The organism is Paenibacillus aceris (assembly GCF_017874035.1).
GTDB classification, from domain to species: domain Bacteria; phylum Bacillota; class Bacilli; order Paenibacillales; family NBRC-103111; genus Paenibacillus_E; species Paenibacillus_E aceris.
Genome location: NZ_JAGGKV010000018.1, coordinates 38,979 through 51,058, shown reverse-complemented (window position 1 = coordinate 51,058; position 12,080 = coordinate 38,979). Strand labels below are relative to the sequence as shown.

Annotated in this window: 14 protein-coding genes and 1 other annotated feature; of the genes, 13 read left to right on the top strand and 1 reads right to left on the bottom strand. The window is 47.3% G+C overall.

Annotation, left to right across the window (positions count from 1 at the left end):
* Positions 1-127 precede the first annotated feature (127 nt).
* From J2Z65_RS25795 to J2Z65_RS25745, 11 genes are all read left to right on the top strand, one after another.
* Entirely contained in the window at positions 128-1,018 is an 891-nt protein-coding gene (locus J2Z65_RS25795; RefSeq protein ID WP_167069164.1) for a M23 family metallopeptidase, read from the top strand.
* The gene (locus J2Z65_RS25790) at positions 1,011-1,886 is read left to right on the top strand and encodes a M50 family metallopeptidase (RefSeq protein ID WP_167069167.1); all 876 of its coding nucleotides are present in this window, start codon (positions 1,011-1,013) and stop codon (positions 1,884-1,886) included. Before J2Z65_RS25795 ends, J2Z65_RS25790 begins: the two co-directional genes overlap by 8 nt.
* Positions 1,887-1,909: 23 nt before the next feature.
* Positions 1,910-3,073 (top strand): Rne/Rng family ribonuclease, encoded by a 1,164-nt coding sequence (locus J2Z65_RS25785; protein ID WP_167069170.1) that lies wholly within the window; start codon positions 1,910-1,912, stop codon positions 3,071-3,073.
* A 53-nt stretch (positions 3,074-3,126) separates the two neighbouring features.
* Positions 3,127-3,216, top strand: a sequence feature (ribosomal protein L21 leader region).
* Positions 3,217-3,228: 12 nt separating this feature from the next.
* The gene (gene rplU, locus J2Z65_RS25780) at positions 3,229-3,540 is read left to right on the top strand and encodes a 50S ribosomal protein L21 (protein WP_127455312.1); all 312 of its coding nucleotides are present in this window, start codon (positions 3,229-3,231) and stop codon (positions 3,538-3,540) included.
* 9 nt (positions 3,541-3,549) lie between these two features.
* The gene (locus J2Z65_RS25775) at positions 3,550-3,903 is read left to right on the top strand and encodes a ribosomal-processing cysteine protease Prp (protein WP_167069173.1); all 354 of its coding nucleotides are present in this window, start codon (positions 3,550-3,552) and stop codon (positions 3,901-3,903) included.
* A 4-nt stretch (positions 3,904-3,907) separates the two neighbouring features.
* Positions 3,908-4,219 carry a 50S ribosomal protein L27 gene (gene rpmA / locus J2Z65_RS25770; RefSeq protein ID WP_127455314.1) on the top strand — a complete coding sequence of 104 codons (312 nt, stop codon included), beginning with the start codon at positions 3,908-3,910 and terminating at the stop codon, positions 4,217-4,219.
* Between the two features lie 189 nt (positions 4,220-4,408).
* Positions 4,409-5,164: a Spo0B domain-containing protein gene (locus J2Z65_RS25765; protein ID WP_240160105.1), complete on the top strand. Its 756-nt coding sequence runs from the start codon at positions 4,409-4,411 to the stop codon at positions 5,162-5,164.
* A 53-nt stretch (positions 5,165-5,217) separates the two neighbouring features.
* Complete coding sequence (obgE, locus tag J2Z65_RS25760) at positions 5,218-6,519, top strand: GTPase ObgE (RefSeq protein ID WP_167069176.1); 1,302 nt, start codon at positions 5,218-5,220, stop codon at positions 6,517-6,519.
* A 258-nt stretch (positions 6,520-6,777) separates the two neighbouring features.
* The gene (locus tag J2Z65_RS25755) at positions 6,778-6,918 is read left to right on the top strand and encodes a hypothetical protein (RefSeq protein WP_167069179.1); all 141 of its coding nucleotides are present in this window, start codon (positions 6,778-6,780) and stop codon (positions 6,916-6,918) included.
* 325 nt (positions 6,919-7,243) lie between these two features.
* The gene (locus J2Z65_RS25750; protein ID WP_240160106.1) at positions 7,244-8,320 is read left to right on the top strand and encodes an anthranilate phosphoribosyltransferase; all 1,077 of its coding nucleotides are present in this window, start codon (positions 7,244-7,246) and stop codon (positions 8,318-8,320) included.
* A 190-nt stretch (positions 8,321-8,510) separates the two neighbouring features.
* The gene (locus J2Z65_RS25745) at positions 8,511-9,542 is read left to right on the top strand and encodes a C40 family peptidase (RefSeq protein ID WP_167069182.1); all 1,032 of its coding nucleotides are present in this window, start codon (positions 8,511-8,513) and stop codon (positions 9,540-9,542) included.
* A 44-nt stretch (positions 9,543-9,586) separates the two neighbouring features.
* Here J2Z65_RS25745 and J2Z65_RS25740 read toward each other — a convergent pair whose 3' ends face one another.
* Positions 9,587-10,096 carry an NUDIX hydrolase gene (locus J2Z65_RS25740; protein ID WP_167069185.1) on the bottom strand — a complete coding sequence of 170 codons (510 nt, stop codon included), beginning with the start codon at positions 10,094-10,096 and terminating at the stop codon, positions 9,587-9,589.
* 166 nt (positions 10,097-10,262) lie between these two features.
* On the opposite strand from J2Z65_RS25740, the gene J2Z65_RS25735 reads away from it, so the two are divergent.
* Together J2Z65_RS25735 and J2Z65_RS25730 are read left to right on the top strand one after the other, a co-directional pair.
* The gene (locus tag J2Z65_RS25735) at positions 10,263-10,745 is read left to right on the top strand and encodes an ACT domain-containing protein (RefSeq protein WP_338111837.1); all 483 of its coding nucleotides are present in this window, start codon (positions 10,263-10,265) and stop codon (positions 10,743-10,745) included.
* A 30-nt stretch (positions 10,746-10,775) separates the two neighbouring features.
* Positions 10,776-12,062 (top strand): homoserine dehydrogenase, encoded by a 1,287-nt coding sequence (locus tag J2Z65_RS25730; protein WP_167069188.1) that lies wholly within the window; start codon positions 10,776-10,778, stop codon positions 12,060-12,062.
* Positions 12,063-12,080: the final 18 nt, after the last annotated feature.

The following is a 12,080-nucleotide window of genomic DNA, read 5'->3' as shown; positions in this document are numbered from 1 at the left end:
AGCGGGATTCCATGCGGGTTTATCACATAATCTTGTCCTTCTTCTCATAGGCTGTACTATGTGAGATTAGCAGGTATGACGATATGAAGATAGCTTTCCGGAAGAAAACCGTTTGGGAGGGGCTGGCATGGAAGTCAAAGATAAAGTGAAACAAAGGCGTTTAGAACGGCTGCGCCATTTACGCGAAGCTTCTGAGAATGCTAACGTGATCGGAAAACCGGTAAATGCGCCTCGAATGATGGAACATTTGCCTCCCCGGCAGCAATCGGAGCTGCCTCTCTATGTGGATGCGGATTGGAAAAGGCGCATGGAGGATCCCGAGTACGCTTGGCAGCAGAAATTATTGATGGATAAGACGCTTAATGGCGGCATGTATCCAACTGATGGGGAGAGAGGAGTGTTTGCGCCTCCTTCGCCGCGTAAAATAGCAGTCAAGCTGTTGATTAGCTGCGTCATATTTGCAGCGCTGTACGGCATGTTTCAGATCAATCAGCCATGGGCGAACAAAGGGAAGCAATTCGTTGCGGCTTCGCTCACTCAGTCTTATGATTTCACGGCGCTCTCCGCTTGGTATACCAATCAGTTCGGGGGCTCTCCGTCGTTCATTCCAAGCTTTAACCGGGAAGGGGATGAAGCCGTTAAGGTGAGCACTTCGAAGCGCACCATGTATGCTCCTGTTAAAGGGACTATCATGAAACCGTTCGATGGGACCAATCAGCTCGGCGTTACGTTAAATACAGCGGAGTATGCGCCAGTGTACGCGCTAGACACCGGACAAGTCGTTTTCTCGGGCGTTGCAGCTGAAACCGGCATAACGGTTATTATACGGCATCCGGGAGGGCTTCAGTCTCTGTACGGCGGCTTAAGCGAGGCAAGTGTAGAGGCGGGGGACTGGATGAAAGTGGGCGAACCCATCGGCAAGGCATCCAAGAAAGATCCGGTGAAAGGTACACTCTATGTTGCATTTACGAGAGACGGCCGGCCTGTCAACCCAACGGATGTGATTTCCTTTGATTAAAATTGCCGGAACAACGTATCGGTTTCATCCGTTATTTACACTCATTTTGATTGGATCTGCCCTAACAGGTTATTTTCTGGAGGCTATCACATTATTTGGGATCGTACTCGTTCACGAGCTCGGTCACTTGGCAGCCGCAAGCGGCTTTGGTTGGCGGGTGAGAGAGGTGCAGCTGCTTCCTTTTGGCGGCGTGCTTGTCGTAGATGAGCTCGGCAGTATGCCTACTTGGGAAGAGCTCGTTGTTGCTTTAGCCGGTCCGCTGCAGCATGTATGGCTAATTCTGTTGGCTCTTCTTATGAAATGGATAGGGGCAGGTTCAAGCAACTGGTGGGATTATTTTATCGAAGCGAATTTGATGATCGCGCTGTTCAATCTCCTTCCTGTCATGCCTCTCGATGGGGGCAAAATTATGCAGTCTTTATTAGGGTACTTATTGTCTTACCATAATACGATTCTATATACCGTTTGGATCTCCATGTTCTTAAGTCTGGCTATCATCGTCATGGCCATTATCCAGCTGCTTAGCGGGCAGCTTCCATTGAATATACTGGTGATCGGCATCTTCTTGCTCGTTTCCAATTGGTACGCTTACCGGCAGCTGCCGTACCATTTTTTCCGCTTTCTTATCGGTCGCGGGAGCCGGGTGAGCCAGCTGCTTAGCCGCGGAACCTTAGCACAGCCGATCGTCATTACGAAGCACAGGACTATGGCGGATACCTTGAAACTTTTTATGCGGGAAAAATATCACTTAATCTATATTGTCAACGAAACGGGACGTATTCAAGCCATTTTGCCAGAACAACAGTTGGTGAGCGGTTATTTGGATGGAAAAAAACCGGGGAGTGCAGTTTCCGATCTTTTCATGTAAAATAACTGTTGAGGTGAACGTGTATGAAGCAACTTATAATTCACTGCGCACCGGAACTTACACAAGCGGCTTTGCTGGAAGAAGGTCGCCTTGTTGAGTATGATTCGCAGTATCCGCTTGATTCCCAAAGAGCAGGCAGCATCTACATGGGTCGCATCGTCAATGTACTTCCCGGCATGCAGGCAGCATTCGTCGATATTGGACTTGCGAAGAATGCCTTTCTTTATATAGACGATCTCCTCCCTGTCCATTTGGACAAGCAACCGAAAATTAAACCCTCCATAACGGAGCTTGCCGAAGCGGGGCAGCAACTTATGGTACAGGTGTCAAAGGACCCGCAGGGCACCAAAGGCGCACGAGTAACGACTCATATTTCTATTCCTGGCCGCTGGATTGTGTATATGCCAGGCGCCGATTACATTGCAATCTCCCGTAAAATTGATTTAGAAGCCGAGAGGCAGCGTCTCAAACAGCTGGCAGAAGGCAATTTACTCCCTGGCGAAGGTGTTATCCTGCGTACGGGTTCGATTGGCCAAAGCGAAGAGGCTATCCGTGATGATTTGCAAAATTTGCGAGATCTTTGGCAAACGATCCAATCTAAAGCCCATGGGGCAGAAGCGCCCGAGCAGCTTTATCAGGACCTCGATCTGTTGCCGCGATTAGCCCGCGATGTCATTACTTCCGATGTGAATGAAGTTTGGCTCAATGAAGTCAAAGTGTTCGAAGAAATGAGACAATTGCTTCGTAAGCAGCACCCGAGTTGGCGTGGACGGATCGCTTTCTATGACCGGAAAATTCCTTTGTTTGATCAGTTTGGCGTAACGGAACAATTGAATTTGAGCTTTAGACGCAAGATTTGGCTGCCGAGCGGTGGATATTTGATCATCGATCAAACCGAAGCACTCACGGTTATTGATGTGAATACAGGCAGGTATACCGGATCCATTGATTTGGAGCAGACGGTCACCGATATTAATCGGGAAGCAGCAAGTGAAATTCCAAGGCTATTGCGACTTCGGAATATTAGAGGCATTATTATCGTTGATTTTATCGACATGACTTCAGAGGCAAACCGTGCCGCGGTAATGGAGAACATTACGCAGGCTGTACGCAAAGATCGTTCCAAAACGATTATTGTTGGATGGACGAAGCTAGGCTTGCTGGAAATGACGCGAAAACGCAAATAAAACATTGCATATCAAAATGTTTCTGTGATATAATACTCGGAGTGTGTTGTTTAGGCATGCTGTAACCGCGCGAAACGGGTTCAAGCACGGCTTGGGGTATTCATCCTGGTCGTCACCTGGACAAGGCGAGTCTGAGACATGAGGAGGTCATGAAAATGTACGCAATTATTGAAACTGGTGGTAAACAGTACAAAGTTCAAGAGGGCGATGTTCTTTACATCGAAAAATTGAACGCAGCTGAAGGTGAAGTTGTTTCTTTTGATCGTGTGCTTATGGTATCCAAAGAGAGCGGCGTAGTAGTAGGTGCTCCATTGGTATCCGGTGCTGCAGTTTCCGCGAAAGTGGAGAAACACGGCAAAGGCGCGAAAGTTATCGTGTATAAGTACAAACCGAAAAAGAACTACCACAAAAAGCAAGGTCATCGTCAACCATACACAAGAGTTGTAGTTGAGAAAATCCAAGCGTAAGAGGCCCTTATGATCTACGTGACCATAAAGCGTCTAGTACCGGATTTACCTCAAATTGTATCTTTTGTAGTGGAAGGCCATGCTGAATATGACGTACCTGGCAAAGACTTAGTCTGTGCTGCAGTATCGGCGGTTGCGTTCGGTACATATAATTCGATTGAATCGCTAACGGGTGTCATTCCCATTCACGAGATGGAACGAGGCTTTATGGATATTACGATACCAGATAGCGCTCGAGCTGTACCGGAGAATTGGAACAAAGTCCAGGTGATTCTAGAGTCGATGGTCGTCATGCTACAAACCATTGCAGAAAATTACGGTGACTATATAACGATTGAAACAATCTATCACAAAGGAGGATAACATCATGTTGAAATTGGATCTCCAGTTTTTCGCTTCCAAGAAGGGTGTAGGTTCCACAAAGAACGGACGTGACTCACACTCTAAGCGCCTTGGCGCAAAACGTGCTGACGGACAAACCGTTACTGCGGGAAGCATTCTCTATCGCCAACGCGGTACGAAAATTCACCCAGGAACGAACGTGGGCATTGGTTCGGATGATACACTTTTCGCTTTAGTACCAGGCGTAGTGAAATTCGAGCGTTTAGGCCGCGATCGTAAAAAAGTGAGTGTATACCCAGTTGATGTAGCTCCTGTGGCTGCAGCTTTAGAAGCGTAATGAGAATCCCTGGCGAGCGATAAGCCCGTCAGGGATTTTTTCCTAATCAGAAGCAAACCTCTAAACGCGGTCACTCATTTCCGGATGGCCAAGGGCAGAGGTTTTCTCATTTGTTTGGTGACGTTTGCAAGATGGCCATGCTATACTGGATAAACGTGTACAAAGCAGGGAGAACGGAGCGGACATGGGATGAAACGAGCGGTCAGCGCACAAGTTTATTTATTGGCACTTGTGCTCATTGGATTAACGGGGATGATGCTTCTGGAACCCTGGATCGTCAGGGCGGCATTGCTCCTAATCATCGTCATTTGCGGTTACACAGCTTTTAAGCTGCATGTAAGCAGCGCCGAAGAGAAACGGAGCCAAGAGCTTCGAGAGCAGGAAGATCTTGCTCAGAAGAATTTGATTCAGGTCATCAACAGACTGCGTCATGATTGGATGAATGATACCCAAATCTTATTTGGTTATATTCAGTTGAAGAAGTTTGATAATTTACAGCCGTATATGGAAAAAATAAAAATGAATATGCAGCAGGAAAGCAATCTTTCCAAGCTCGGAATTCCTTCGTTAATTGCTTACTTGCTGTTATTCCGAGTTCAGTCGAAGTCTTTAGAACTCGAAGTTGCCTTAGATGAAGAGATTAATTTGGGACAACTGCCTCTCCGTAGCGGACTGATCGAAAGAGTGGTAAGGCAAATCGTTGAATGTGTGCAAACGCATGCTGCGATTGGTGACGATGAAAGCGGCAAACTAAGCTTGGAATTTGAGCTTCAAGAAGATGGTTTACTGCTTGATTTCGTATATCAAGGTCCCTGTCAAAAGGACCGGCTTGAAAAAGCAGTGAAGGAAAGCATGAGCTTGCAGGCTAACTCCTATTCACTGGAGCACAGTGATTGGCAAGACGAAGAAGCGGTTATTACAATAAGACTGCCGTTTCTTTCCTAATAGAGGGGTCTTTGAATATAAGACCAAAGTCTTATCTTAGTTGAGGTGTTGAAATGTTTGTAGATAAAGCGAAAGTGTTTGTAAAAGGCGGCGACGGCGGCGATGGATTAGTGGCATTCCGTCGCGAGAAATATGTACCGGAGGGCGGTCCTGCCGGCGGTGACGGTGGCAATGGCGGCGATGTGATTTTCCGCGTAGACGAAGGTCTGCGTACATTGATGGATTTCCGCTATCAGAAGCATTTTAAGGCTGATCGCGGCGAGAAGGGCCGCAATAAGTCCATGCATGGCGCTAATGCGGAAGACATGATTGTTCGCATCCCGCCGGGTACGACGGTTATTGACGATGATACGCAAGAAATCATCGCGGACTTGACGCGACACGGCCAGGAAGTCGTAGTTGCCAAAGGTGGACGCGGTGGACGAGGCAATACTCGGTTCGTCACCCAGCGCATTACGGCGCCGGAGATTGCGGAGAACGGTGAAGAAGGCGTTGAGCGCTGGGTTGTGCTGGAGATGAAGGTCATGGCAGACGTAGGCTTAGTGGGTTTTCCTAGCGTAGGGAAATCTACCCTGCTATCGGTTGTTTCTGCTGCGAAGCCCAAAATCGCAGCGTATCACTTCACAACCCTTACCCCGAACCTTGGGGTTGTGGATGTCAGTGACGGCCGCAGCTTCGTCATGGCGGATCTTCCCGGTTTGATCGAAGGCGCCCATGAGGGTGTCGGACTAGGCCATGAATTTCTGCGCCACGTAGAACGGACACGAGTGATCGTGCACGTAGTCGACATGTCTGCTGCAGACGGCCGCGATCCATATCAAGATTTCCTCATGATCAATGAGGAGATTAAGCTCTATAATGCGAAGCTGGAGCAGCGCCCGCAAATCGTTGTTGCCAATAAAATGGACATGCCGGAATCCGAAGATAATCTGGTACGATTCAAGGAGCAGCTCGCTGCCGACGGCAAAGATTTCGAGGTGTATCCGATCTCGGCGTTAACGCGGGATGGCGTGCAGGAACTTCTCTACAAGATTTCTGACATTGTAGAAAGCATTCCGCATGCGCCTGAAGTAGAGGGCGTAGCTGAGAAAGAAGAGCGTAAAGTGTATCGCTTCGAGAAGCAAGAGGAGAATGATTACACGATTCGTCGAGTAAACGATGTCTTCGTAATTGAAAGTCCTTCGATTGAGAAGTTGATCAAACGGACGAATTTCAGCACGCAGGATGGCGTTGCGCGATTTGCTCGCATTTTGCGTAATATGGGAATCGATCAGGATCTTCGTAGCCGTGGCGCTGTTCACGGGCAGACGATTCAAATTGGTGATTTTGATTTTGAGTTTGATGAGAAGAGCTAATAGAAACGCTCATCCTTAGGGATGGGTGTTTTTTTCATATAAGAATTTCTGTGTTTATAGGGAAACTGCAGGCCGTTATTTTGCCAAAAAGATCCCTTTGCGTGAGAGAGGGGGACTAGGGGCCGCTATTTCGCCATTTTGACACCTATTTGGACGATGGAGATTGAATAAGAGCCTGTAGTCCCCCCAAAAAAAACGACGAAATTCCGCTATTTGCATATATAAGGGAATGGAGTTCCCTCAAGGACTTCTTCGAACATGAAATGGACACCAGCGCTGCACTTGCTCACTTGTGGGACTGATTTCGTCCCGAAATCGGTAAATGAGGTCTCTGGTGTCCGTAAGCAGAGAGACACGACGTTTTTTGCGAATATAACGGCCGCTGTGTCCGAAGCGTAATGAGATATAGGATTCCTTCACCCCATTCTTCCACGGGCAGAAAACTCCCCGCACTTGAAACTGCCCACCAAATAGGGTGAGGGAAGGACCGTCAGGGCGATTTGTAAACTGATGGTTTTTCTTCATGGTTTAGAATGAGTAATGTTGTTATATATATCGTGTAATGGAAGTTTTATGGGTAATTCATGCAATTTCTAATGTTATATGTTATATAACTTGACATATAATCTGGAAAGTATTACGATTCCCTTATAAATCTTATCGGTATGTCATAAACTGTGACACGTAGTTAGCGACTCGCTAATCCATAAGGAAAGGAGAATGAATGATGAAAAGATGGATCCAAGCTATTGGCTCGGGTCAGCAGGGAACAACGCGGGATTTATCGTACGAAGAAGCTGTAGAAGCCGCGCATGAGATGGCGAGAGGGGAATCCACAGACGCGCAATGCGCTGCTTTCTTAATGGCTCTTTGCATGAAAGGAGAAGCCGATGAAGAGCTGAGGGCATTTATTGATGTTTTCCGCAGCTATTGTTTGAATTATCATCCTTTTGCGGATTCACTCAATTGTGCGGGTCCAGCGGGAGGCCGCCAATTTTTTTCTGTCACACTGCCGGTTAGTCTTTTGCTAGCCTCCGTAGGGTTCTCCCAAGTGCTGCATGGAGGCAATTCCCTTCCTTCTAGTCAAGGAACAGCCATGCAAGAAATTTTGGAAAGCTTCGGCGTTGCCATGGATCTATCTCCAAAAGCCTGGGAAACGATGTTGTTTCACCTGCATATTGGCTTTCTGCATACAGACCAGCTTTGTCCACCGCTAGGGAAGTTGAAGCAGGTTCGTGAGCAAATAGGGTTGGGTACTGTTATCAACATGATTGAGAAAGTGATGAATCCCGTACAGTCCATGAACATGATCATTGGTGTCAGCCAGCGAAAAACGATGGAATCTCTCATTCCGATCTCCATGAGATCCGGCCTGCAAAATGTGTACCTCGTGAATGGAATAGAAGGCTCTGAGGATTTGCCGATCTACCAGAACAGCACTATTCGTATCGTTACCCCGTGGGGGGATGAGGCGCGAGTGGTTGAACCGCAGAAATTCGGCTTTCTGAGTGGGCCTCTTCAGCCACTGGATAAAAAGGATCAGCTATCGATGCTGCGTCGGATTATCGGTGGCGAGAACTCCGAGGAGCTGAAACGCGAGCGCGATCATGTCATTTTTAATGCGGGATTGCGGCTGACATGGTTCGATAAAGTAGGCAGTTATGAGGAAGGCTTTCAACTAGCGGAATCCTTGCTGCAAAGGAAAGAGGCACAGAAGGTGATGCAAAAATGGGTGGATCAGAGTCATCGTTTCACGCTGCAAGATTATCCTCATACTGATTCTTCAGAAAAAATCGGATGAAAGACCGTCCTATAAGCTGTCAATTCGGCTAAGGAGGTCTTTTTTTGTGCTTACCCCCTGAAACAAGTTTTTGCTTGCGAATCCATATAAAGGGCAACCCTTTCGATGCCGGACAACCTGGCATAAGCAAGAACGAGAAAGTCGGTTGCTACAAAAAATGAATAAGCAAAACGCTAAGGAGGCACACAACATGAAAAAACAAATAATCACCCTAGCGCTAGTTCCAGCCCTTCTATTCGGCGCAGTTACCGTTCCAATGCCCAAAGAGGCTTCGGCCGCTACGGCAACGGGACAAATCATAAGTTCCGTCAGTTTACGCCAAGGTGCAGATACGAATGCTGCACGTATTCGTTACTTGAAGCCCGGCGAAAAAGTTACCATTTTGTCCAAAGTGAACAGTTGGTGGTACAAAGTAAGAGCATCCGATGGTCAGGAAGGTTATATAAGCACTGATTCCAAATACATAGAAACGTCTAGCGTGACAACGCCGGATGGTTCCAACAATAACGGTGGCTCTAACAGCGGGTCAGCCAGTGAAGGACAAATCGTAAGCTCCGTCAGTTTTCGCCAAGGTGCAAGTACGGATGCTGCACGTATTCGTTACTTGAAGGCAGGCGAGAAGGTTACCATTTTGTCCAAAGTGAATAGTTATTGGTACAAAGTAAAAGCATCCGATGGTCGGGAAGGTTATGTAAGTACCGATTCCAAATACATAAAAACTTCAGGCGTGACATCGCCGGGAGATTCGAACAATAATGGTGGTACAAGCGGCGGATCCGTTAGTGAAAAAGCGCAAAAAGTGATTGCAGCTGGTAAAAAATACTTAGGTACGCCATATGAATATGGCTCCAGCCGAGATAATACCAAAACGTTCGATTGCTCGGATTTCGTTCGCCAAGCATTCTTGGATGGTATTGGCTTGAAGCTGCCAAGTGACTCCAGAGGGCAAGGGAGCTATGTAAAGTCGCTCGGGAACGCCAAAACGGATTGGCATGATTTGAAACCTGGCGATCTCATGTTTTTCATGGATTACAAAGGGACAAGCAAGTCGGCTTACAGCGGTGTGGATAAATCCAAACAAACGATTACGCATGTAGCTATTTATTTAGGAAATGGACAAATTCTATCAACGTATTCAAAGGAAAGCGGAGGAGTCCGCATCGATTCCTTTGAAAATCGTCACTGGGAATACCGTTTCTTATTTGGTGGGAGTGCTCTCTAAGCACCTTAAAAAAGCAGACTTCGAGAAATCGAAGTCTGCTTTTTTTATACTTCCATAGGATCAACGAATGGATTCCAATGAATTGTGGGTAGACCATTTTCTTCGCTAACGCCGGCGGAGCCGATCCAAGGGTCTGGGGTAGGTCCATTGGCTAAATAATGCTCAAGCAAACTGCGAAAAATAAAAGGAAGAGGACGTTCAAGCGCAAGTTCTCTCGGAACCCAATGCAGGTCACCCTCAGGGGTGGTAATGCGGGGGTTTACGTCGGTAGAGCCAACATAGAAAAACTGCTGCCTTACTTCTTGGCCATTTAAGCGCAGTAGAATATATTGCAGGCGCAGTCCATGAATTTCATCATGTTCAATGCCGGTTTCCTCCCATATTTCGCGAAGACAGGCGGCACGCGGATTGCTCAGCTCATCTGGCTCCAAATGGCCGCCGATGGCTGCCCATAGTCCCGGCGACAGAGTACGCGTTAAGGATCGTTTCATCATTAGTAATTCGTCTCGACTGTTCCACAGGAGAGCCGTAGACATCATACGGAGTGTAATCATAGTGGCGGTCCCTTTCTTTTTCTAGTACACTCAGCTTAGCACAAGTAAACTAGCTCCTGCAAAGAAGCTAGTTTAAGAGTAATTTGCCTATTGCTTCAGACTCCATGATTCGATATAATGTCCTCTATAGATAAACAATAGTCTTTCTAGAGAGGACGGTAACGTGGTGCCGGAAAGTAAAGAGTTTTTACAAACGATCAAGCACACCGGTCCTGAGAGGTACTACTTAGTCCGTGAAGATATTTTGCCGGAAGGCGTGCTGAAAACGGTACAGGCGAAGGAACTGTTGGCACGGGGCGAAGTGAAGACGATTCACGATGCCGTTGAACAAGTCGGACTTAGCCGGAGCGCTTTTTATAAGTACAAGGATGGCATTCACCCGTTAAGTAAGCTCGAAAGAGAGCGTATCATCACGATTTCGATGGATTTGGAGCATCGGTCAGGGATTTTGTCACGCGTCTTAGCGCTTATAGCTAATTTGGAGGGCAATGTACTTACCATTCATCAGACGATACCGCTCCAAGGAATGGCTAATGTCGTCATTTCCGTAGAAACCTCTTCGATGGGGGAAGAGATTCGTCAAATAATGGACCGGCTTCAATCCCAAGAGGGAGTCAAGCGTGCCATGATCATAGGTCAGGGCAGTTAAAATAGAAATATTATTCGGGAGGCTAACAAAATGAAACCGATCAAGGTTGGATTGCTTGGATTAGGCACAGTGGGAACTGGTGTTGTGCGTATTATTGAAGGACATCAAGAGGATTTACAGCGCCAAACAGGCTCAGTCATCGAAATTTCCAAAATTTTGGTACAAGATAAATCAAAGCTTCGCAACATTTCCGTGGATGCAGACAAGCTTACGGAGAATGTATGGGATGTAATCAGCGATAGTGAAATTGATGTCGTTGTTGAAGTGATGGGCGGCGTTTCCGCTACGAAGGAACATATTCTTACGGCGCTGGGCAACGGGAAGCACATCGTGACAGCGAACAAGGATCTCATGGCGATGCACGGTGCTGAAATTTTGGCAAAAGCCGCTGAACACGGCTGTGACGTTTTCTATGAAGCCAGCGTTGCCGGCGGTATTCCGATCATTCGCGCGCTCGTAGAGGGATTCTCCTCCGATCGCATTACGAAGATTATGGGGATTGTTAACGGAACAACGAACTACATTTTGACGAAAATGAGTCAAGAAGGCGCTGCCTACGCCGACGTGCTGAAAGAAGCGCAAGCGCTTGGCTACGCAGAAGCGGACCCGACTTCCGATGTGGAAGGCCTGGATGCTGCGCGCAAAATGACGATCCTTTCCACACTTGGCTTCCACGCCAACGTTGCGCTAAGCGATGTTGAAGCGAAAGGGATTTCCAACGTATCGAAAGAGGACATTCAATATGGTAAAAAATTAGGATACGAAGTAAAGCTGCTTGGTATCGCAGAAAATCACGACGGGCACATCTCAGTCAGCGTTCAGCCGACGATGGTGAAGAGCTCTCACCCGCTTGCATCCGTAAATGGCGTGTTCAATGCGGTGTACGTGACAGGCGAAGCGGTTGGGGAGACGATGTTCTATGGGGCTGGCGCAGGCGAGCTGCCAACGGCAACATCCGTCGTAGCGGACTTGGTCGCTGTTGTGCGGAACTTAAAGCTTGGCGTAAATGGACGCAAGGTGCTTGCGCCTTACAAAGAGAAGAAACTGAAAACAGATGAGCAAATTGCATGCAAAAACTTCATTCTTTTGCACGTGGAAGATAAAGCTGGTGTGCTTGCGCAAATTACGCAAATTTTTGCCCAGCATGAAGTTAGTTTGGAATCTGTCTTCCAGCATCCGAATAAGCACAACCCTAAGGCTGAGATTATTATCATCACACATGATGCGAACCAAGCCAGCATGAAAAATGTGCTGAAACAGTTTGAATCCATGGACGTTATTCACGCCATCAAAAGCGTGTACCGCGTAGAAGGCTAAATTATAGGAAAGAGGCGC

What these genes read in the sequence shown, in the direction of transcription:
- J2Z65_RS25795 (WP_167069164.1), top strand. Translation starts at nt 128, where the DNA reads ATGGAAGTCAAAGATAAAGTGAAACAAAGGCGTTTAGAACGGCTGCGC.
- J2Z65_RS25785 (WP_167069170.1), top strand. Translation starts at nt 1,910, where the DNA reads ATGAAGCAACTTATAATTCACTGCGCACCGGAACTTACACAAGCGGCT.
- rplU (WP_127455312.1), top strand. Translation starts at nt 3,229, where the DNA reads ATGTACGCAATTATTGAAACTGGTGGTAAACAGTACAAAGTTCAAGAG.
- J2Z65_RS25775 (WP_167069173.1), top strand. Translation starts at nt 3,550, where the DNA reads ATGATCTACGTGACCATAAAGCGTCTAGTACCGGATTTACCTCAAATT.
- rpmA (WP_127455314.1), top strand. Translation starts at nt 3,908, where the DNA reads ATGTTGAAATTGGATCTCCAGTTTTTCGCTTCCAAGAAGGGTGTAGGT.
- J2Z65_RS25765 (WP_240160105.1), top strand. Translation starts at nt 4,409, where the DNA reads ATGAAACGAGCGGTCAGCGCACAAGTTTATTTATTGGCACTTGTGCTC.
- obgE (WP_167069176.1), top strand. Translation starts at nt 5,218, where the DNA reads ATGTTTGTAGATAAAGCGAAAGTGTTTGTAAAAGGCGGCGACGGCGGC.
- J2Z65_RS25755 (WP_167069179.1), top strand. Translation starts at nt 6,778, where the DNA reads ATGAAATGGACACCAGCGCTGCACTTGCTCACTTGTGGGACTGATTTC.
- J2Z65_RS25750 (WP_240160106.1), top strand. Translation starts at nt 7,244, where the DNA reads ATGATGAAAAGATGGATCCAAGCTATTGGCTCGGGTCAGCAGGGAACA.
- J2Z65_RS25745 (WP_167069182.1), top strand. Translation starts at nt 8,511, where the DNA reads ATGAAAAAACAAATAATCACCCTAGCGCTAGTTCCAGCCCTTCTATTC.
- J2Z65_RS25740 (WP_167069185.1), bottom strand. Translation starts at nt 10,096, where the DNA reads ATGATTACACTCCGTATGATGTCTACGGCTCTCCTGTGGAACAGTCGA.
- J2Z65_RS25730 (WP_167069188.1), top strand. Translation starts at nt 10,776, where the DNA reads ATGAAACCGATCAAGGTTGGATTGCTTGGATTAGGCACAGTGGGAACT.